This window comes from Streptosporangium sp. NPDC000396 (genome assembly GCF_042898655.1).
In the GTDB taxonomy this organism is placed as follows: domain Bacteria; phylum Actinomycetota; class Actinomycetes; order Streptosporangiales; family Streptosporangiaceae; genus Streptosporangium.
Genome location: NZ_JBIAZA010000002.1, coordinates 227,874 through 247,349, shown reverse-complemented (window position 1 = coordinate 247,349; position 19,476 = coordinate 227,874). Strand labels below are relative to the sequence as shown.

The 19,476-nt window shown below is 68.8% G+C and carries 14 protein-coding genes; 7 read left to right on the top strand and 7 right to left on the bottom strand.

Annotation, left to right across the window (positions count from 1 at the left end; genetic code table 11):
• Window positions 1-81: 81 nt before the first annotated feature.
• Window positions 82-663: a TetR/AcrR family transcriptional regulator gene (locus ACFY2X_RS03570; RefSeq protein WP_389931736.1), complete on the bottom strand. Its 582-nt coding sequence runs from the start codon at window positions 661-663 to the stop codon at window positions 82-84.
• A 76-nt stretch (window positions 664-739) separates the two neighbouring features.
• Between ACFY2X_RS03570 and ACFY2X_RS03565 the strand changes: the two genes are divergently transcribed.
• Entirely contained in the window at window positions 740-3,853 is a 3,114-nt protein-coding gene (locus tag ACFY2X_RS03565; RefSeq protein ID WP_389931734.1) for a bifunctional cytochrome P450/NADPH--P450 reductase, read from the top strand.
• A 68-nt stretch (window positions 3,854-3,921) separates the two neighbouring features.
• Here the strand turns inward: ACFY2X_RS03565 and ACFY2X_RS03560 are convergent, their stop codons facing one another.
• A complete protein-coding gene (locus tag ACFY2X_RS03560) occupies window positions 3,922-4,350 on the bottom strand; it encodes a nuclear transport factor 2 family protein (protein ID WP_389931731.1) in 429 nt (142 codons plus the stop codon).
• Between the two features lie 79 nt (window positions 4,351-4,429).
• On the opposite strand from ACFY2X_RS03560, the gene ACFY2X_RS03555 reads away from it, so the two are divergent.
• Window positions 4,430-5,032: a PadR family transcriptional regulator gene (locus ACFY2X_RS03555; protein ID WP_389931730.1), complete on the top strand. Its 603-nt coding sequence runs from the start codon at window positions 4,430-4,432 to the stop codon at window positions 5,030-5,032.
• Window positions 5,029-5,811: an SGNH/GDSL hydrolase family protein gene (locus tag ACFY2X_RS03550; protein ID WP_389931728.1), complete on the top strand. Its 783-nt coding sequence runs from the start codon at window positions 5,029-5,031 to the stop codon at window positions 5,809-5,811. The genes ACFY2X_RS03555 and ACFY2X_RS03550 overlap by 4 nt, the downstream gene beginning before the upstream one ends.
• A gap of 92 nt (window positions 5,812-5,903) precedes the next feature.
• Here the strand turns inward: ACFY2X_RS03550 and ACFY2X_RS03545 are convergent, their stop codons facing one another.
• Entirely contained in the window at window positions 5,904-6,353 is a 450-nt protein-coding gene (locus tag ACFY2X_RS03545; RefSeq protein WP_389931725.1) for a hypothetical protein, read from the bottom strand.
• A gap of 533 nt (window positions 6,354-6,886) precedes the next feature.
• Window positions 6,887-8,065, bottom strand: a complete 1,179-nt coding sequence (locus ACFY2X_RS03540) for a tetratricopeptide repeat protein (protein WP_389931722.1) — start codon at window positions 8,063-8,065, stop codon at window positions 6,887-6,889.
• 100 nt (window positions 8,066-8,165) lie between these two features.
• Here ACFY2X_RS03540 and ACFY2X_RS03535 point away from each other — a divergent pair, with 100 nt between their 5' ends.
• The 4 genes from ACFY2X_RS03535 (at window position 8,166) to ACFY2X_RS03520 (ending at window position 14,846) form a co-directional block, all read left to right on the top strand.
• Window positions 8,166-9,443, top strand: coding sequence for an MFS transporter (locus ACFY2X_RS03535; protein ID WP_389931720.1), 1,278 nt, complete (start codon window positions 8,166-8,168; stop codon window positions 9,441-9,443).
• Window positions 9,424-11,223, top strand: a complete 1,800-nt coding sequence (locus ACFY2X_RS03530; protein ID WP_389931718.1) for a tetratricopeptide repeat protein — start codon at window positions 9,424-9,426, stop codon at window positions 11,221-11,223. The genes ACFY2X_RS03535 and ACFY2X_RS03530 overlap by 20 nt, the downstream gene beginning before the upstream one ends.
• A 97-nt stretch (window positions 11,224-11,320) precedes the next feature.
• Window positions 11,321-13,312, top strand: a complete 1,992-nt coding sequence (locus ACFY2X_RS03525) for a CehA/McbA family metallohydrolase (protein WP_389931715.1) — start codon at window positions 11,321-11,323, stop codon at window positions 13,310-13,312.
• A gap of 592 nt (window positions 13,313-13,904) precedes the next feature.
• Window positions 13,905-14,846, top strand: coding sequence for a LuxR C-terminal-related transcriptional regulator (locus ACFY2X_RS03520; RefSeq protein ID WP_389931713.1), 942 nt, complete (start codon window positions 13,905-13,907; stop codon window positions 14,844-14,846).
• A gap of 209 nt (window positions 14,847-15,055) precedes the next feature.
• Here ACFY2X_RS03520 and ACFY2X_RS03515 read toward each other — a convergent pair whose 3' ends face one another.
• From ACFY2X_RS03515 to ACFY2X_RS03505, 3 genes are all read right to left on the bottom strand, one after another.
• Complete coding sequence (locus ACFY2X_RS03515; protein ID WP_389931711.1) at window positions 15,056-17,377, bottom strand: peroxidase family protein; 2,322 nt, start codon at window positions 17,375-17,377, stop codon at window positions 15,056-15,058.
• Window positions 17,378-17,825: 448 nt separating this feature from the next.
• Window positions 17,826-18,434 carry a TetR/AcrR family transcriptional regulator gene (locus ACFY2X_RS03510; protein WP_389931708.1) on the bottom strand — a complete coding sequence of 203 codons (609 nt, stop codon included), beginning with the start codon at window positions 18,432-18,434 and terminating at the stop codon, window positions 17,826-17,828.
• A 142-nt stretch (window positions 18,435-18,576) separates the two neighbouring features.
• The gene (locus ACFY2X_RS03505; protein WP_389931706.1) at window positions 18,577-19,407 is read right to left on the bottom strand and encodes an oxidoreductase; all 831 of its coding nucleotides are present in this window, start codon (window positions 19,405-19,407) and stop codon (window positions 18,577-18,579) included.
• Between the last annotated feature and the right edge of the window lie 69 nt (window positions 19,408-19,476).

Sequence of the window (19,476 nt, the reverse complement as noted above, 5' to 3'; positions counted from 1 at the left end):
ACGTCCTCCGGCCTCGGGGACTCCGCCGGCCGTACGGGCGGTTCGGGGGCGGCGCGCCCCAGGTTCCGGGGGCGGCGCGCCTCAGGTCCGGGAGTGGCGCGCCTCAAGGGAGGCGATGATGAGGTCGACGGCGACCTCGAACGTCGCGTCGGCGTCCGTCTCCCCTTCCTCTTCGCCGAGCGCCTGGAGGAACCCGATGGTCTCGGAGGAGATGAGACCGATGACGAAGGCGACCAGCGCCTTGCGGGTGTGGGCCAGCTCGTCGAAGGGGACCCCGGCGGCGACGAGAATCCGGTTGTACACCGTCCACAGCTCGCCTTTTTGGTCGATCACGCCCGGGTGGCTGTTGACGTGCAACCAGAGCGACGGGTGCGACTGCGCGATGGACCGGTAGGCGTGGGCCAGCGCGCGTAGCTGGTCCTGCCACGGGGAGCCGTCGTCGGGCGGCAGCTGGAGCCGGGAGTCGACGAGGCGGCAGACCCCGCGCAGCAGCCCCGTCTTGCTCTCCACGTGGTGGTAGAGCGACATGGGGTTGACGTCGAGGTCCGCTGCCAGCTTGCGCATGGACAGCGCGTCCACCCCGGCGGTGTCGATGAGGCGGAGTGCCGCCGCGTAGATCTCCTCTGATGTCAGGGGCAGACCCCTGCGTGCGCTCACTGCCATACACCGTATGGTAGCGTCAGGCATACGGTGTATGGCTGGCGATGTACGGGAGATCGTCAGCGAAGGAGGAATTCCCATGTCGGTAACCCGGTCGATTCCTGCCCCACAAGGACTGCCCTTCCTCGGTAACACGCTCCAGATACCGGTGGACGCGCCCAACGCGTTCTTCAACAAGCTCGCCGCGGAGCACGACGAGGGGATCTACCAGCTCGACCTGCTCGGCCGTAAGGTCCTGTTCGTCTCCGACCCCGACCTGGTCGAGGAATTCTGCGACGAGACGCGGTTCTACAAGGGCATCGACCCGCCGCTGTCCATCGTCCGTGACTTCGCCGGAGACGGGCTGTTCACCGCCCGTCATGACGAGCCGGTCTGGGGGCACGCGCACCGCATCCTGATGCCCGCCTTCAGCCAGCGGTCCATGAAGGCCTACTTCCCGCAGATGCTGGAGGTGGCGCAGGCGCTCATCGCCAAGTGGGCCGTCTCGGACGAGGTCAACGTGCCCGACGACATGACCAGGCTCACGCTCGACGTGATCTCCCTCACGGGGTTCGACTACCGGTTCAACTCCTTCGACTCACCCGAGCTGCACCCGTTCCTGCAGGCGATGGGCCGCACGCTGACCGAGGCGATGCACCGCAACAGGCAGCTTCCCCTGGTCACCAAGCTCAAGAAGAAGCAGGAAGAGATCTACCGGGCCGACATCCTGACCATGCAGAACCTGGTGGACGACGTCATCAGGCAGCGCCGGTCCGCGGGCGGGAGCGGCACCAAGGACCTGCTCGGCCTGATGCTGGAGGCCTCAGACCCGCGGAGCGGTGAGCGGCTGTCGGACGAGAACATCCGCAACCAGGTCCTGACCTTCCTCATCGCCGGGCACGAGACCACCAGCGGGCTGCTCTCCTTCGCCTTTTACAACCTGCTGCGCAATCCGCACGTGCTCGCCCGGGCCTACGCCGAGGTGGACCGGCTGCTGCCGGGGGACACCGTCCCCACCTACGAGACGATCATGAAGCTGGACGTGATCCCGCGGATCCTGGAGGAGACGCTGCGGATCTGGTCCCCGATCCCGGCGTTCGGGGTCAAGTCCTTCGAGGACACCACGGTCGGCGACTATCCGGTGAGTGAGGGACAGACGGCCGTCCTCCTCCTGCCGCCGCTGCACCGGCACCCGAAGGCGTGGGACCGGCCGGACGAGTTCGACATCGATCGCTGGCTCCCCGAGAACAAGGCCGGTCACCACCCCGCCGCCTACAAGCCGTTCGGCAACGGCGAGCGGGCCTGCATCGGGCGCCAGTTCGCGCTGACCGAGGCGCGGCTGGCCATGGCTCTCATCCTGCAGCGGTTCGCGATCTCCGATCCGGACGCCTACCGGATGCAGATCAAGCAGATGCTCACCCTCAAGCCCGAGGGCTTCACGGTCCGGGTCAGGGAGCGCAAGCCGTACGAGAGGGGCACGGCCGAGATGGCCGAGGTCACGGAGGAGCAGCCGGTGGAGGTGGCCGTCACCGGCGTCGGCCTCACCGTCGCCTACGGCTCCAACCTCGGCACCGCCGCCGACATCGCCGAGAGGCTGGCCGAGCGGGCCGGGCGCTCCGGGTTCGCGACCACGCTGACGACCCTGGACGAGCTCGACCCGCCCCGGGACGGGCTCCTCGTGGTGGTCACCTCCACCTACAACGGCAAGGCCCCCGACAACGCCCAGCGCTTCGACGCCCTGGACGGCCTTCCCGCCATGGACGGGGTACGGCTCGCGCTGCTCGGCTGCGGCAACACGCAGTGGCCCACCTACCAGGACTTCCCCCGGCGCGCCTTCGACAAGTTCACCGGGGCGGGAGCCGTACCGCTCATCGAGCGCGGCGAGGCCGACGCGGACGGCGACTTCGACGGTGACGTCTCCACGTGGACCGCCGCACTTTGGGCGGCGCTGGCGGAGGAGTACGGCACGGCCGCCGCCGAGAGCGGGCCCCGTTACGAGATGGACGTCCTCACCGAGGCCGACGTGCGTCCCGCGGTCGTGTCCTCGCACGCCTTCCCGCTGACCGTGCTTTCGAACGAGGAGCTGACCGGCGACCCGGCCGGGTTGTGGGACTTCTCGCAGGAGGCGCCGCGTCCCGGGGTGCGCTCGATCGTGGCCGAGCTGCCTTCGGGGATGACCTACACGGCGGGCGACCACCTGGCCGTCTTCGCCAAGAACGACCCCGGGCTGGTCGAGTGGGCGCTGCACTGCCTGCGCGTCCCCCGCGACCAGGTCGTACGGCTCCGCGCCCGGGGGACGACCCACCTGCCCGTGGACACCCCGGTGACGGCCGGGCTGCTGCTGTCGGAGTTCGCCGAGCTCCAGGAGGTGGCCACGCGTTCCGATCTCTCGACGCTGGCCGGGCAGACGGAGTGCCCGTGGACCCGCGGCCAGCTCGCGGAGCTGGAGGCCTCCTACGCCGACGAGATCCTCGCCAAACGAGTCTCGGTGCTCACGCTGCTGGAGCGATTCCCCGCGATCACGCTGCCCCTGCAGGTCTTCCTGGAGATGGCGGGCCCGATCCGGCCGCGCTACTACTCGATCTCCTCCTCGCCGCTGGCCGGCCCCGGGCGGGTCCGGATCACCGTCGGCCTGGTGGAGGGTCTTGCCTGGTCGGGCAGTGGCGAATACCGGGGCATGTGCTCGGCCTACCTGGCGGGTCTGGAGCCCGGCGACGTCTTCTACGGATACGTGAGGGTGCCGACCCCGCCGTTCCGGCTTCCCGCCGACCCGGAGGCCCCGGTGATCCTCGTCGGGCCGGGTACCGGACTCGCCCCGCTGCGCGGCTTCCTGGAGGAGCGGGCGCTGACGGGGGCGACCGGCCCCGCCGAGGTCTTCTACGGCTGCCGCCACCCCGAGCACGACTGGCTCTACCGGCCGGAGCTCCAGGAATGGGAGAGGGCCGGGGTCGCCCGTGTGCACACCGCGTTCTCCGCGGTCGCCGGTCACCCCCACAGCTTCGTCCAGGACGCGGTCGCCGCCGAGGCGGACACGGTGTGGGCGCTGCTGGAGCGGGGCGCTCACGTCTACGTCTGCGGCGACGGGCTGCGCATGGCACCCGCCGTACGGCAGGCTCTCGCGACGATCTACCGGGACAGGACCGGAGGCGACGGCGAGGAGTGGCTGCGCGCCCTGGAAGCCGAGGGGCGCTACCAGCAGGACGTCTTCGCCTGACCCGGGGCTCCCGGCAGAGGAACGCGGCGGGCGCCCGATCGGGCGCCCGCCGCTTTTTCATCGGATGGTCAAGAGCCCGGTGCGGGGACGAGGCCGTCGGCGACCAGCCCGGCGAGCACCGCGTCACTGAGCGCGGTGACCGCCGACAGCGGCCTGACCATGACGGTGAACTCCTTGATCAGGCCCTGGTCGTCGAGCTGCAGCAGGTCGACGCCGTGTATCCGCTTGCCGCCGACGGTCGCCCGGAAGATCAGGAGATGTGACTCCGTCTGGACGCCGTCCTCGCCCATCTCGGCCTCGCCTTGCAGCTGCCCGACATACCGGAAGTCTTCGAAGGTGCGCAGCAGGACGCCCATGAGCGCCTCGACCATGGGCCGCCCTTCGAACGGCGTGAACTTCACGGGGCTGAAGAACCGCACGTCCGGGGCGAACAGTCCGGCCATGGCGGCCAGGTCCCGATCCTCCACGGCGGCGCGGAAGCGGTCGGCTGTCTGCATGCGCATCTCCCTACTCAATATTAGGATTAGTCATATTATTGACTAGGGTTCTCGTTCGGAACAGGTGAGGAGGGAAACCATGGCTCTGCGCCACGCTGTGCTCGCGGCCCTGCTCGACGGGGAATACAGCGGCTACCAGCTCGCCAAGATCTTCGACGTGGGCGTCTCCAACTACTGGTATGCCGTCCCGCAGCAGCTCTACGGCGAGCTGGCCAAGCTGGAGAAGGAAGGGCTGATCACCGGTCGCCAGGTGATCCAGCGTGACCGGCCGAACAAGCGGGTGTTCACCGTCACCGAGGCCGGGATCGACGAGCTGGCGGCCTTCGCGGCGGCGACCGCCAAGCCGCTGTCCCTCCGCGACGACCTGGCGGTCAAGGTCCAGGCCGTCGATCATCTCGACCCGGTGCCCGTCATCGCGCAGCTGGAGGAGCGGGCCGCCGGGTCCGCGGCCAAGATCGCGTTCTACGAGCAGGCACTCCGCCGCCTCCGCGGTGACCTCGACGAGGAGTCCTTCCTGAGGGAGGGCCGCCGGGTGGGGCCCTACCTGACCTGTCTGGGAGGGCTTCGCCTTGAGAGGGCGAACCGCGGCTGGTGCCTGAGCACCGCCGAAGTGCTGCGCGAGCGCATGGGGCGTCCGAGCGAGCGCGCGGCAAGTTCAGAAAAGGAAGGAAAAGCCCCGTGACCTACACGCGGTATGTCGCGCTCGGCGACAGTCAGACCGAGGGACTCAACGACGGAGACGAGACCGGCGGCTACCGAGGGTGGGCGGATCGGCTCGCCGAGCACCTCGCGCGCGTCAACCCGGACCTGCGCTACGCCAACCTCGCGGTGCGCGGCCGCCTCGCCGCCCAGATCCGCGCCGAACAGCTCGGGCCCGCGCTCGCGCTCCAGCCGGATCTGGCCACCGTCGTCGCGGGGATGAACGACCTCATCCGGCCGGGTTTCAACGCCGCCGAGGTCGCCGGCCATCTGGAGGAGATGTTCGCCACCCTCACCGCCGCAGGTGTCCACGTGGCGACCATCACCTTCCCCGACATCAGCAAGATCGCGCCGCTCGCCCGGCGCCTGCTGCCCCGGATCATCGACTTCAACGCCCGCATCCGCGCCGCCGCCGGCCGCCACGGCGTCACCGTCCTCGACTCCTTCCCTTACGCGGTCGTCACCGACGAGCGGGTGTGGAGTGTCGACCGGTTGCACGGCAGCCCGCTGGGTCACGCGCGAATCGCCGCCGCCATGGCCCACGCTCTGGAGCTGCCCGGCAGCGACGAGACGTGGTCCCATCCGCTCTCCCCGCTGCCTCCGCGTACGGCCTGGCAGACCGCCGGGGTCGAACTGCGCTGGATCGGATCCTTCCTCGGCCCGTGGGTCTACCGGCGTCTGCGGGGCCGGTCGTCCGGCGACGGCCGTACGGCCAAGCGCCCCGAGCTCGCTCCGGTGACGCTGCCGAGCCCTTCGCTGTGAGACCGCGCCTGCCCGGCCGGGGCGAGCGCGGTCCGGGTGGCGTCTCTTGGGCGGGTGTGCGTGGTCCGGGTGGGCGGGCGCGGGAAGACCGGTCAGGCGGGCTGATCCCAGATGCTGGGCGTGTCCGCCGTCTCACGGGCGGCGGTGAACTGGCCCGTGGACCATTCGAGCGCCGCGCGCGCGTTCTCCAGGTCGTCCGTAGCAATGACGATCTTCACGTCGCCGAAGGTCGTGTAGGCGAGGTCGATGTTGACGTTCGCGTCGGCGAGCTGCCGAGCCAGCTCGCCGAGTGTCCCGGGCCGGTCGTTGAGGTCGACCACCAGTACGGGCCGCTCGTCGGCGATCCCCATTCCCGCGCTTTCGAGAGCCCCCTTGCACCTGTCCGCGTCCGCGTCGTCGACGAGCACGTGGACGACGCCCTTGCCCTCGCCCGTGAAGGCCGCGAGGCCTTTGATGTTCACGCCGGACTGGCCGGTGACCTCCCCTAAGCGGGCCAGCTCACCCGGCCGATCATTGAGAATGACGGCTATGTCTGTGGGCATCGCACGTCAATCTTCTCACTGAGGTAGAAATACGACAATCCCGGAAGAACCTAACGATGCTTCCTGGCCGGGTCCGGCGATGCGGTGTGCGAGCCGTCCGGGTCGCCGCCGTCCTGCCCTCGGCGGTGCGATCGGCCCTGACCCCGACCCCGGCCCCGGCCCCGCGACGCCCGCTCGTCCGCGGTCGTCTCATGCCTGGTGGGGTCGCCTCGCGCCCGGCAGGTCCCGGCGTCGTGAACGAGGGCGCGGATACCGCGAAAAGGGGCACGACTCTTCCCGGCGACTACGCGACACGAGGCGCCTCGTGACCAGAAAAGCCGTGCCTTTTATTTGCCGTCGTCAGTCTTTTTGTTTCCGTCAGCGGGTCGGGTCGGCGTGCTTCGGCGTGGCCGCCCCGGTCAGCCGTATGGTGCCGGGCTTGTGGATCACGATCTTCTTCATCGTCAATTCCCTTTCATTTGTGTAATGTGAATGACCGGCGCGCCTGCCTGACGTAAAGGTTTAGTTGTTAAGATCAGATGTGTCAATAGAGGTCAGGTTTCCGAATCGAGCGGGCATGCCGGAGGGCTCACGCGCGCCAGGAGTTCGGCGGTCCGCGCGACCTCGGGAACGCCCAGTTCCCGGTAAATCTCCAGCGCCTTCCGCAGATGTCCGGTGGCCACGTCGGCGTCAATCGCGGCGAGGGCGTGAAAGCGGCCGACTCCCTCGATCGCCCGTGCCTCTTCGTGCCGGCTGCCGGTCTCTTTGGCGAGGTCGCGGGCATGTCGATAGGAGATGAGCGCCTCTTCGGGCGACGCCTCGCCGGATTCCAGGATGACCTGGCCCAGCCGGTTGAGCGCCTCAGTCCGCCCCAGCCGGTCACCGGTTTCCTGGAATATGCCGATCGCCTGTTTGATTGTGCGGATCGCCTCTTTGGAATCGCCGGTCAGATGATGGACGACACCCAGTTCTCGCAGGGAGTCGGCTTCGCCGACGCGGTAGGGCAGACTCCTGGACAGGGTCAGCGCCTCATGGAGGCAGGCGGTCGCGGCAGGCAGATCCCCGGTGAGGCACCGCACCACGCCCAGGCAGTTCAGGGCGTTGACCTGCCCCATCCGGTTGTCCAGCGCCCGGTAGAGTCGGAGGGCCTCGGTCAGGTCGGCCTCGGCGGCGGGAAGGTCGCCGGTCAGCTGACGCACGACACCGGCGTTCTTCAGGGCGTTGGCCTCGCCTAGGCGGTCATCCAGGTCGCGAAAGAGCGCGAGCGATGTGGCCAGGTGTTTCCTCGCGGCCGGGTAGTCGCCCATCAGATAGTGGGCGAAGCCGATATTCTTGACGGCCCGGCCCTCCCCTTGGCGGTTTCCCAGTTCCTGAAAAATCCGGAGAGCCTCGGTGAAGGCAAGAACGGCATCGGCGCAGTCGCCGGTAAGATGCCGGACGGTGCCCAGCCGATCGAGGGCCTCGGCCTGGCCCGATCTGTTTCCCAGGGTGCGATAAATGCCGACGGCGGTCAGCAGGCCGCGAATCGCTGCCGAAGACTCTCCCATGGTGTAATGCGCGAGAGAGAGTTCGATGAGAGTGTCGGCCTCTCCGCGTCGGTCGCCGAGACTTTGAAAAATCCCAAGAGCCTGCGTGAGCGTTTCCGCGGCGGCTCGAAACTCTCCAGCCCGGCGTTGTGCGGCGCCGCGTTCGACCAGGACGCGAGCGTGTGAAATTCCCAGGTCATTCGTCATTTCACCCTCGCGGTCGTGGACGTGAATGGAGAGCCGCAACCTGGCGACATCACAAGCAATTGTGTATGTTGATGATCTTCCCTGTAAAGGAGGTCGCGTATTGCCTCGCGCGCGTTCGCTCTGGCGCCATCGCGACTTCATGCTGCTCTGGAGCGGCCAGTCGATCAGCATGTCCGGCACGGAGCTCAGCGCGCTGGCCATTCCCTTCGTGGCACTGACAACACTGTCGGCCTCCCCGCTGGAAATCTCACTGCTGACGACCGCCGGATATCTTCCCCATCTGATCGCGTCGCTGCCGGTCGGTGCGATGGTGGACCGGCGGCGCCGCCGTCCGCTGCTGGTGTGGTGCAACCTGTGCCAGGCGCTGGTCCTCGGGTCGATCCCCCTGACCGCCGCGGCCGGTGCGCTTGCCCTGCCCCAGCTGTACGGCGTGGCCATGACGGCGGCGCTGCTCGCAGTGGTGTTCGACACCGCCTATCAGAGCTACCTGCCGTCCCTGCTCCACGGTGACCAGCTGGTCGAAGGCCACGGGAAGCTCGGCATGTCGATGTCGCTGGCCACCGTCGCAGGGCAGAGCGGCGCCGGCGCCCTGATCACGCTGATCGGCGCGGCCAGAGCCGTGACCGTGGACGCGGTCTCCTATCTCGTCAGCGCCGCCACCCTGCTGCTGATCAGGACCCCCGAACAGCCCCCGTCCCCCCGGCCCGCGGGTTCCCGGCTCCGGACGGAGATCGCACAGGGTCTGCGTTACGTGTTCCGCGGCCCGCTGATGCGCCCGGTGGTCGTGGCCAACGCGCTGGTCTCGGCCGCGATCGGCGGGGTGTGGTCGCTGTGGATCGTCTACGTCTACCGTGAGCTGCACTGGTCGGCCGCCGAGACAGGGGTCTGCATGGCCCTCAGCGCCGCCGGAGGCATCGCCGGTGGACTGCTCACCACCCGGCTCACCCAGCGTCTGGGACTTCCCCTCCTCCTGCTGCTCTCGGTCTCCGGATATGCGTTCGACCTCATCCCCACCCTGCTGGCCGGGCCGGGGATCGCCGGATACGTGCTGGTCACCATCGGTCACAGCGTCGCCATCGCCATTCAGACGATCTACATCGCCGCCAACCGCAGTTTCCGCCAGCTCATCTGCCCGCCCGAGCTGATGGGCCGGATGAACGCCACCTCCCGATGGCTGGCCCTCGGCTCCAAACCGCTCTTCGCCGCGCTGTTCGGCCTGCTCGCCACCTGGCTCGGCGTGCGGGCGGCGCTGGCCGCCGGGGCGGCGATCTTCACCCTGCCCACGTTCGTCCTGCTCGCCTCACCCCTGCGGTCGATTCGCCACGTGCCCATCCCCCAGCTCACCAAGGGAGACCCCCATGAACCTGCTGCCGGTTGACGCCGACCGGAGTCGACACGGGGTGTACGCGGTCGCCGCCGCCCTGGCGCACGCGTTGGTGCCCGCAGCGATGGAGCACCACCCCGAGCTGGTCCTCGCGCACGACGTGGAGCTTCGTGCCGTCGCCCCCGATCTGGACATCCCGGTCCGCCGGCAGTCCATCGCGGCCCAGCTGACCAGGCCGGAGCGGATCCTGATCCCCGCGCCCCGGCACACGCTGCGGATCGCCAACGGCCTGGCCGAGTTCGTCCGCGACCATCTGGCGGTCGTGGGACCGATGACCGTGAAGCTCACGAACCTCGGCCAGGCCGACGCCACCGACAGGGAGTTCCTCGACGTGCTGGACCGCCGCGTGACCGGCCTCACGACGGTGACGGCGGAGGCCGCGCCGTACGAGCCGATGAGCCCGCGGGAGCACGACAGGCGAGCGGACGAGCTGGAGGCGTCCGGGCTGGTCCGCCCGCAGCTGGGGGAGATCGCGTTCCACCGGGAGCGTGGTGGCAGCCGGGAACTCGCGATGAGGGCGCTGTGGAACGCGATGGGCCGCTGCCTCATGGAGGGCTTCCACCACGCCGCCGCCGACTTCGGAGAGCGCGCGCTCACGTTGCTCGACGCCGACGCCGACCTGGAGACCTGGTGGCGGATCGCGTACGGCACGGCGCTCGCCTGCTCCGCCACGGACCGGGAAGAAGCGGCACGGGCGCTGTTCGACGAGAGCCGCAGGCGGGGCGTCGAGCCGAAGGCCCGCGCGACGGCCGCCTACGCCACCGCCATGTTGCTGGTCCGCCACCATGACCCCGCGCGCCGTGACCCGGAGGAGGCGATGGCGTGGATCAACGAGGCGATCACCATCACCTCGTTGCTGCCTGACCGCCGGGAGCGGGCCTTCCACCTGAGCTTCGATCTGAACGGCGCCGCCCTGGTGCAGACCCGCCGGGGACGGAACGACGCCGCCCTGCGCCTGGTGGAGGAGGCCATCGAGCTGGCCGACCGTGATCTGGCGGAGGGCGAGCACCCGATCCACCGCCTGGTGCTGCGAGCCAACCGGGCCGGCCTCGTCGCGATGATGGGCGATCCGGAGGGCGCCCTGCCCGACCTGGACGCGGCGATCGCCGCCGACCCCGGATATCCCGACTACTACATCGACCGGGGCAACCTTCTCCACCGGCTGGGGCGGGTCGAGGAGGCCGTGGCCGACTACGAGACCGCGATGCGGGCGGGGCTCCCCTTCCCCGAGCCGTATTACAACCGGGCCGAGACCCGCTTCGAGACCGGCGACTACGAGGGCGCCCTGGCCGACCTCGGCTACGTGCTGGAACTCGATCCCACGTTCGTCGACGCCTATGCCAACCGCGCCGGGATCTGGGCGGCTCTGGGAGACGACGTCAAAGCCCGTGCGGACGCTCTCCGAGGGCTGGAGATGGATCCCGGTAACGCCTACCTCCTGTCCGCGTTGGGCCAGGCCGAGACGACCGCGGGTCGCCACGCGGAGGCGCGAAGGGCGTTCGACGCGGCTCTGGACGTCGCTCCCGGGTCCGCGAAGACCTGGGCCAGCCGTGCCGTTCTCGCCTACGAGACCGGCGACCTCGAAGGCGCGGTGGCCGACCTCACCCGGGCCGTCGAGCTGGAGGAGTCCGCGGCCTTCCTTTTCAACAGGGCGATCGCGTTTCGCGACCTCGGCCGTGCCGAGACCGCTCGGTCCGACCTCGTCCGCGCGGCGGAGCTCGATCCCGGTGACGAGGAGATATGGGCGGCTCTGAGCGCGCTCGACGTGACCTGAGGCCGCCTCGAAAACCCGGAAAGCGAGAACCCGGAAAAAGCGGAAAAAGCGGAAACACGGAACAACGGGAACGTGGAAGCTCGGAAGGGAGGACTCTTTGCGGGACGACCCTCTGCTGCCTCAGGCGGTGGCCGAAGCCGTGGCCGAATATCGGGTGCTGTGCGAACGGCACGGAGTGTGCTGGGGAGAGGAGCTGATCCCCTACGTCGGGGAGGTACAGACCAGCGCGTACCTGATGAAAGGTTACGACTACTGGGGAACGTGCTTCCGCCAGCTGACCGGCCGGCGTGCCGACATGGACGGGCGCATGGGCGAGGTGGACCTGCACCGGGTCGTGCGCGACGCGCTGAACGGCGACGTGCTCGACAACCTGGCCGCCCTGCGCCTGACCGGCGAGGGCCCGACCCTGCACGCCAGAACGCGGGTCGTGCTGGACGGCGCCCCGATCTCCACCACCCTGCTTCTGGACTCCCACGTGGACGACCCGGTCACCGTTCATGTGAACGGCCGGCCGTACGAGCTGGGGCCACGCGGGGCGCGGCTGGTGGAGATCGACAGCGCGGCCGAGGTGGTCGCGGGCGGCGTCACGGTGGATCTGAGCTCGCTGACCAGACGGGCTCCCGCGGCCCGGGTCAGGGTGCGCGCGGGGTTGCCGTGCCGGTGGACCGTGACCGGTGTGAACGGCCAGGGCTGGTATCCGGAAAACGCGCCGCACAAGCTCGACTTCCACCGCCGGCCGTATTTCCACGGTGACGACCTCGTCCTGGAGGTGCCTGCGGAGGCGGTCACGGTGGCGGTGGGACGCGGCATGGAGTACGGCACGGCCGAGACCGTGATCACGCCCTCGCCGGGCCAGGAGGTGCTCGTGGAGCTGACCCCCGGGCGTCTCTACGATGCCGCAGCTAACGGCTGGTACGGCGGTGACCTGCATGTTCACCTCAACTGGATGGGGGACGCGCCGGCCGTGCCCGCGCTCGCCGCACGCGTGCAGCACGGCGAGGACCTGCACGTGCTCAACCTGGTGGCGGGTAACGTCACCGGAGACCGGGTTTACGACCGGGAAGCCCTCAACCACTGGGCGGGACGGGATCTTCCCTGGTCGGACGGCACTCACCTGGCCAGGTTCGGGGTGGAGCACCGCAGCGACCTGCTCGGCCACGCCACCGCCTTCGGCGTTCACGCCCCGCCCCGGCGATTCCACACCGGTTTCGCGGGAAGCGCCGACTGGCCGCCCAACAGTGTCGCCCTGGAAGAGCTGCGGGCACTGGGCGGTGTCACCGGCTACGGGCATCCCTTCCACAACGATCCGCCGGAGCAGGGGATGCGGGCCGGGCGCAACTGCTCGGCCAGAGAGATCGTCGCCGACGCGGCCCTAGGGCTCGTCGACAGCCTCGACGTGCTCAACCACTCCTCGATCACCGGTACGGCCACCGTGTACGGGCACCTGATCGGCGCGGGCAACCGCCTGGCGGTCACCGCGGGAAGCGACGCGGTGCTGTCGATCTCGCGCAGGGGGACCGCGTCCAGCCCGCCCGGCTGGCAGCGTGTCTACGCCCGGGTGGACGGGCCGCTCACCACCGGCTCCTATGCCCAGGCGATACGGCAGGGCCGCACGTTCGCCACCACCGGACCGTGGCTGGAGATCACGGTCAACGGCCACGGCCCCGGTGACACCCTGGACCTCACCCCCGGAGAGCGGGTCGAGATCAGGGTGTCCTCGATCGGCCCCGAAGTGGAGGCCCTGGAGATACGCACAGCGGAAGGCGTTCTGGCCCAGGGGCCTCCCAGCGGGCTCGTGACCGAACTGGTCGTGGAGGAGCCCACCTACGTGGTCGCGGTCGCCACCGGTGGCCCGCACCCGCGCTCCTGCCATCCTTCGGGCGCCTACGCCCACACCAGCCCCGTCTATCTCGACGTGGCGGGTGCCCACGTGGCCCGGCGCGCCGACGTCCTGTGGTGCCTGGCGTGGCTTGACGCGCTGGAGGAGGTGCTGGAAGCCAACGCCCGCTTTGAAACCGAGGAGCAGCGCCACGACCATCTGACCCTTCTGGAGCGGGCGAGGGCGGTCTATCGCGCCCGGCTTCTCTAGAGCCGCGGGGAGAACCACGGGAAGAGCCGTGGGAAGAGCTGCGGGAAGAGCCACGCATGACGCGCCGTACGGCCTGCGCACCGGCGGGGCGGGAAGAGCGCGGCCCTTGTGCGGGCGGCTGTGCAGGCCGGTTGCGCGGGCCGCCCTTGCGTGGCCGCCCTTGCGTGGCCGGTCGTGTGGGCCGGTTGTGTGGGCCGGTTGTGTGGGCCGGTTGTGTGGGCCGGCTGTGCGGGCCGGTTGTGTGGGCGGCGCACATCGGCGGCGAGTCGAGACTGTCGCACATCACGGCATACCCGGCCCGCACTCGGCCGAGCGGCCCCACGAACAAACAGTGGAAGGCTTGGGCGGAGCCGAACCCATAGGCGCGGAAGGTTTGTTTTCGAGGAAGAACGCGCATCAATTGCGCATCCCCTCGTCGTCACCACCGAGTTCCCGCTGGAACATGGGCGAGATCGACATATACCATATTTATTGACGAATCAAGTCAAAGCCTTTTACCCTTCATGCGGGGTCGATCTCTCGACCTCTCCCTCCCGGAACGGGAAACTCCGGGGAAAGGGGCAGCCGCATGGTAAGTGAAGCCTTATCCGCCATGGACGGTGCTCCGCAAGAGCCCCTTTCGTCCGGCACCGGTCGCGGGCTGCCTCCTCCACTGACCAAAACGGAACTGGCCGTCCTGCTGCTGATCAGCGACGGGCATCGGGTTCCGGAGATCGCCGTGCTGCTCGGGATCAGCAGGCGCGCGGTGGAGAGCCACAAGCGCCACCTCTACCGGAAGCTGGATGTGGGCACCCAGAGCCACGCGGTGTCCCGGGCGATCTCGCTGGGCCTGCTGAACCCGCCGCGGGGAGACCTGCGGCCCGCTCCCGAACCGGGCCGCCCGGGGCTTGAACCGGGCCGCCCGGAACTGGTGATCGTGCACGCGCGGCAGGAGCCCTGGCTCGAACACCTGGCGAAGTCCCTGCTGACCCGTGGGACGCCCTTCGTTCTCACCCCGACCCTCGAAGTCACCAGTGATCACTGGGCGCGCTGGCACCGCGGACCGCTCACCGCGGTGCTCGTGGACCCCCTGCCCCATGATTGGCGGCTGGCCGCGCGGCTGCACGCCCGCGTCATCGTCATCCGATCCACACCGCCCGACTTCGCCGAGGTGACGTACGCCCTCCGGCGCGGCGCACACGCCCTGCTCTGGGGCGACGACATGCACCAGGACCTGGTGCCCGTCCTTACGCTGGTGACGCGGGGCTACTTCACGATGAGCTCGACGCACATCGGCCCCATACCCCGGGCGAGACCGGACGAGCACCCGGGACCTCTGACACACCTGCCCGAGCTGACCCGCCGGGAGCGCGACATCCTCAGCTCCATCGCCAGCGGGCACACGATCCGGCAGACCGCCCGCGTCCTGGGGATCGCCGCCAAGACCGTGGAGAACACCCAGGCCCGGCTGTTCAGGAAGCTGGGAACCAGGAACAGGTCCGAAACCCTGACCATCGCCTACCGGCTGGGTGTTGTGGAGCGTCCCATGCCCTGACACCCGCTCGGCACACGATCCGCGCCCCCCATGTTTCATGAGAGCGTCCTCCGTTTTCGCGAGAGCGCCCCGCGTTTCGGCGAGAGTGCCCGAGCGTTTTTGTGAGAGCGTTCCCGCGTTTCCGCGAGAGCGGCCGGCCCGGGAGCGAACCCGGGCCGGCCTCGTGTGAACGGCGCCCGGACGACGGCGGTCGTCCGGGCGCCCGGGAATTACCCGGTGGCGCAGCGAGCGTTGTTGAGCGTGAAGTTGGGTGGCTTCGCGTTCGTGGTGTCATCCCACTTGCCGATGAAGCGGATCGCGCTGAGGGTGCCGCCGGCCGGGATGATCGCGTTGAAGAAGCTGTTGGTGAGAGTCACGTCCGCGTCGCGCTGGGAGTCGCGGGCGTTCACGATGAGGGTGATCGTCTGCCCGTTCGCGAAGCGCCACTTCAGGTTCCAGCCGTTGATCGGTGTCGTGCCGAGGTTGGTGATCTTGACACTCCCCTCGAAATACTTCGGCAGGGAGCGGTCGATCGCGTAGACGACCCGGCATTTCGCGCTGGGCAGGTCGGCGTCAGGCACGAGGAAGACGTTGGGGTTCAGTGCCGAGGCCGGGATGTCGGTGTTCGAAGTGATGATCTGCGCCAGCGTCCGCCGGTAGTCGATCCCGTAGGTCGCCTTGATCTGGCTCAGCCCGGGGTCGTTGCCGTAGAAGAACCGGTCACCGTCGCGCAGCGCCTGGAACTGGCTGGTCCATATGGCGAGCTGCAACGGGCCGAATTCGGTGCCCGGCACGTGGGGCTCGGCGATCATCCCGGTGAAGGCGTCTACCTTGTCCACGCTTCCGTAGATCGCTCGCAGCCGCGCCGCCAGCGGAGTCCGGCGGACGGCTCTGGTCCCGTTGTCCGCGCCGGGGACCACCGGCGTGCCGTCGATGTCGAACAGCTTCGTGAAGTCGAGGCTGTTCGGGTCGTTGATCTCGTTTCCGGGGGTGAGCAGCGGGTCGGCGGGGAAGGTGTCCCCGGCTTCGCCGGTGATCGCCGCGAAGCTGGTCTGGGGGGCGAGCCCGTAGGCCTGGCGGAGCTGGTTGTAGGTGGGAAGGCCGTGGTCACGGCCGCGCTCGACGTCGATCGCGCCGAGGTCGACGACGCCGCGGAAGCACTGGGGAAGGTCGGGGCCGTCGAGGCAGTCCGGGTTGCCCGAGACGGGCACCTGGAAGAGGACGCTGCGGAGCTGGTTGTCGATCTGCTCGTCGTTGTTGTACTCCGACTCCGCCCCGATGGCCTTCATCAGCGGGCCGAGCTGGATGGCGGGAACCAGGTCGGGGTTGAAGAACGCCACGTTCAGCGGAACCGCGAGCTCGACGTCGTCACCGTCCGTCTCGACCTCGATTCCCTGCGCCCTGAAGGCCGCGAGCTGGTCGTCGGTGTATCTTTCCCGCTCGCTCTCGACCTCGACCTCACCGTGGATCTGGCTGTGCGCCCGGTACCCGATCGTGGCGAACTCGTTGGTGAGGCTCGCGTTCACCTCGGGCTTGTACCCGGTGTAGGACGGCAGGCTGACCCCCATGGCGGGGAGGAACTCGTTGTAGGTGACGTACTGCTGCTCGGCGATGACGATCCGCCGGGCGATCTGGAACTTGTCCTCCTCCGAGAGCGAGCTCGGTAACAGCGAGACGATCCGGTTGTGCTCCCGGGCGAAGAGCGTGTGCGTCGCGGTGAGCGCCAGGTTCTCGTTGGCCCGCACGTCTCCGGCGACCGCCGCGTTGTTCGGGTTGGCCCGGAGCCGTCCGTCGACGTCCATCGCGGGCGCGGTCGCCGCGTTGCCTCGGCTGGTGCGCCGGGGCAGATAGTTGTCGGGCAGGAGCATGCGGGCGCTGTTGTTGGCGGGGTTGCCGTCGGCGGAGCCCTCGCGCAGCCAGTCGAGCCGCTGGCCGGTTTCGCCGTACACCGTCCCGGCGTCGATGTAGGAGCTGAGAGTGTTGGTCTGCTGGCGGGGGTTGCCGGTGCCGGTGCCCGTGCCGGCCGTCGCGGCCGATCGCGTGAACGGGATGACACCGAGGGTGTTGGTGAAGGACTCAAGCGGGTCCGCGGGGTTGAAGGGGATGTTGGCCGGTGTCGCGGTCGGGCCCGCGCCGTCTCTCAGACCGATGGTGTGGTCGAGGAACTGGCCCCAGGTGAAGCCCCACTGAGTCACCCGATGCTCGGAGAAGACGTTCTGGTTGACGTCGTTGAAGATCCGGTTGCTGATGAAACGGCTGTTCGGCCCGGCGGGCGGAGCGCCGACACCGTCGGCGTAACGAGCCGGGGCCACCCGCGCGTAGGCCGTTCCGGCCTTTCCCCATGTGGGCTGCGCGACGTTGTTCCGGCTGCCGTCCAGGCTCTGGACCTCGAAGGGCACGGCCGCGTAGGCCGGGGTGGCGACGGCGGTCCCGCCCAGGAGGAGCAGGGCGGCGCTCGCGAGGGCCAGGCCCCGCGTACGGTGGTGCCCGGCGGGCGGCCGGGGCGTGGATAAGGATGTTCTCCCAACGATGTCGCCGCGACGGTGATTCATCTCTTCTCTCCATACGAGTGACTTCCGGGAAAGTCCCCGGCGAACCGAATCGGACTCCCTTCGGGAGCGTGAAAGCCCTGGTGTGCGGACATCGCGAATTTCAGGGCTGGAGAGATAGGATGAGGCACAGCTCCTGATTCGATGAATTCGAGAATGTTCGACGTCAGCACGGGGAGAAGACAACGGACTCGGGGCATGGGCCTCCTGCGGGCCAAGGGGTTTCGGTATCTCGCCGCAATGCTGGGCTTTCGCCCGACCACCGTCAATGGAAATCGGCTGACGCTTAACCCCTAGGCGCTTTCTCCCCCTGAAGGAATTTCTCCACTAAGAGTTTTTCGCCACCAGGGGAAAACGCGCGCCGTGCGAAACACGCCTGAAACACTCGCGGTCGGGACGGCTCGCGCCGTGGCGCCCGTGCACCCGTCGCCGAGCCCGTCTCAACGGGGCTTCACGCGGAGTGATGTGACGGCCGGTAACCGGCCTGCTGAAGGACGGCGATGAAGTAGGCCTTGATGGCGGTGCTGCTCTCGGTGTCGGGATAGGCGCCGAGATGATGGAGGACCGCGCCGTTGAGGATCTGCTGGAGGATCTCCACGTCCCGGTCCGGCGGGAGCTGCCCGTCGTCGCGGGCTCGGCTCAGCGTGTCGTGCTCTGCCGCCGCCCGCCGCCCGCCATGGGAGTTTCGATATGTCTGGAGCAGCTCGGGATAGTCGTCCACCGTGCTGTAGAGGCGGCGGAGCATGCGCCGGTTCCGGGGCTGGCTGAGGTAGGCCGCCCAGTCGCTCAGCATCCGGTCGATGTCCGGCCAGTCCAGAGAGCCGGGGGCGTGGTCCCGGTGCACCGACTCGATCGCCTGGATCAGCAGGGAGGTCTTGTCGGGGAATCTCCGGTAGACGGTGGCCCGGGTCACGCCGGCGCGCTGGGCGACCTGTTCGATGCTGGTCTGACCGGCACCGCATTCGATCAGCAGGTCGAGCGCGGCGGCGAGGATGGCGGCGTCCACCTCTTGGCTGCGGGGCCGTCCGGGGGACCGCTGGGAGCGAGTGGCGCCTGTCATGCGGGCTGGTCCGTCGCTCCGGCGGGCCCGGTGCCCGGGGAAGGTGTGCTCGTCGTTGTCATGACAACTATAATACAAAGCAAGTCTGTATCGTATTGTCGCGCGACCGGCCACCCGCCGGCTGTGTTCCCGATCTCGCGCGTCAGCGCGACCGGTCGACCTTCGTCACCATCCTGTCGAAGGCGCGGTCCGGCAGAATCCTGTTGAGCATCAGGATCGTTCTGGCCAGATATCCGACGGGGTAGCGCGGTTTCGGCCTCGCCGATTCGAGGACCTTTCTCACGGCCTTGGCGACCACGGCCGGATCGGATGCCTTGCCGCGCTCCCCGAACGAGGCCTCGGCTCGCCTCGCCATCGCCTCGGCGAGGTTCCTGTACGCTCCGCGCCCGGAGAGGGCGCGGAGCTCTCGCGGCGTCTCCTGCTCGAACTCGGTCCTGATGATGCCGGGCTGGATGAGCACGACGTCGATGCCGAACGGCCCGACCTCCTGGCGAAGCGAGTCGGAGTACGCCTCGAAAGCGTGTTTCGACGCGTGGTACCAGCCGCCGAGCGGAAGGGAGATCTCGCCGGCGATCGAGGAGACGTTGACGATCGTGCCCGACCCCTGCTCGCGCATGTGCGGAAGGACGAGCTGGGTCAGCCGGGCCGCCCCGAAGAGGTTGACCTCGAACAGGTCGCGTGCTTGCCGGATCGGCACGTCTTCGACGGCGCCGTGGAGCCCGATCCCGGCGTTGTTCATCAGGACGTCGATCCGTCGCTGCTCGTGGAGGACGGTGCTCACGGCACGTTCGAGGTCGGCCTCGTTCGTGACGTCCACCGCCATGGTGTGACCGCCGGCCGCGCGGATGGCGTCCATCCTCTCCACGCGTCGCGCGGCGCCGTACACGATGTGGCCGGCACGGAGCAGTTCGAGCGCGGTGGCGCGGCCGATTCCCGACGAGGCGCCTGTGACGAGGCAGATCTTGGCTTTCATGGGTGCCCCTCTCACGTATTTGAATGCAGAGCTGTACTGTATTGTATCTAGTCAAGGAGGCGGAGATGG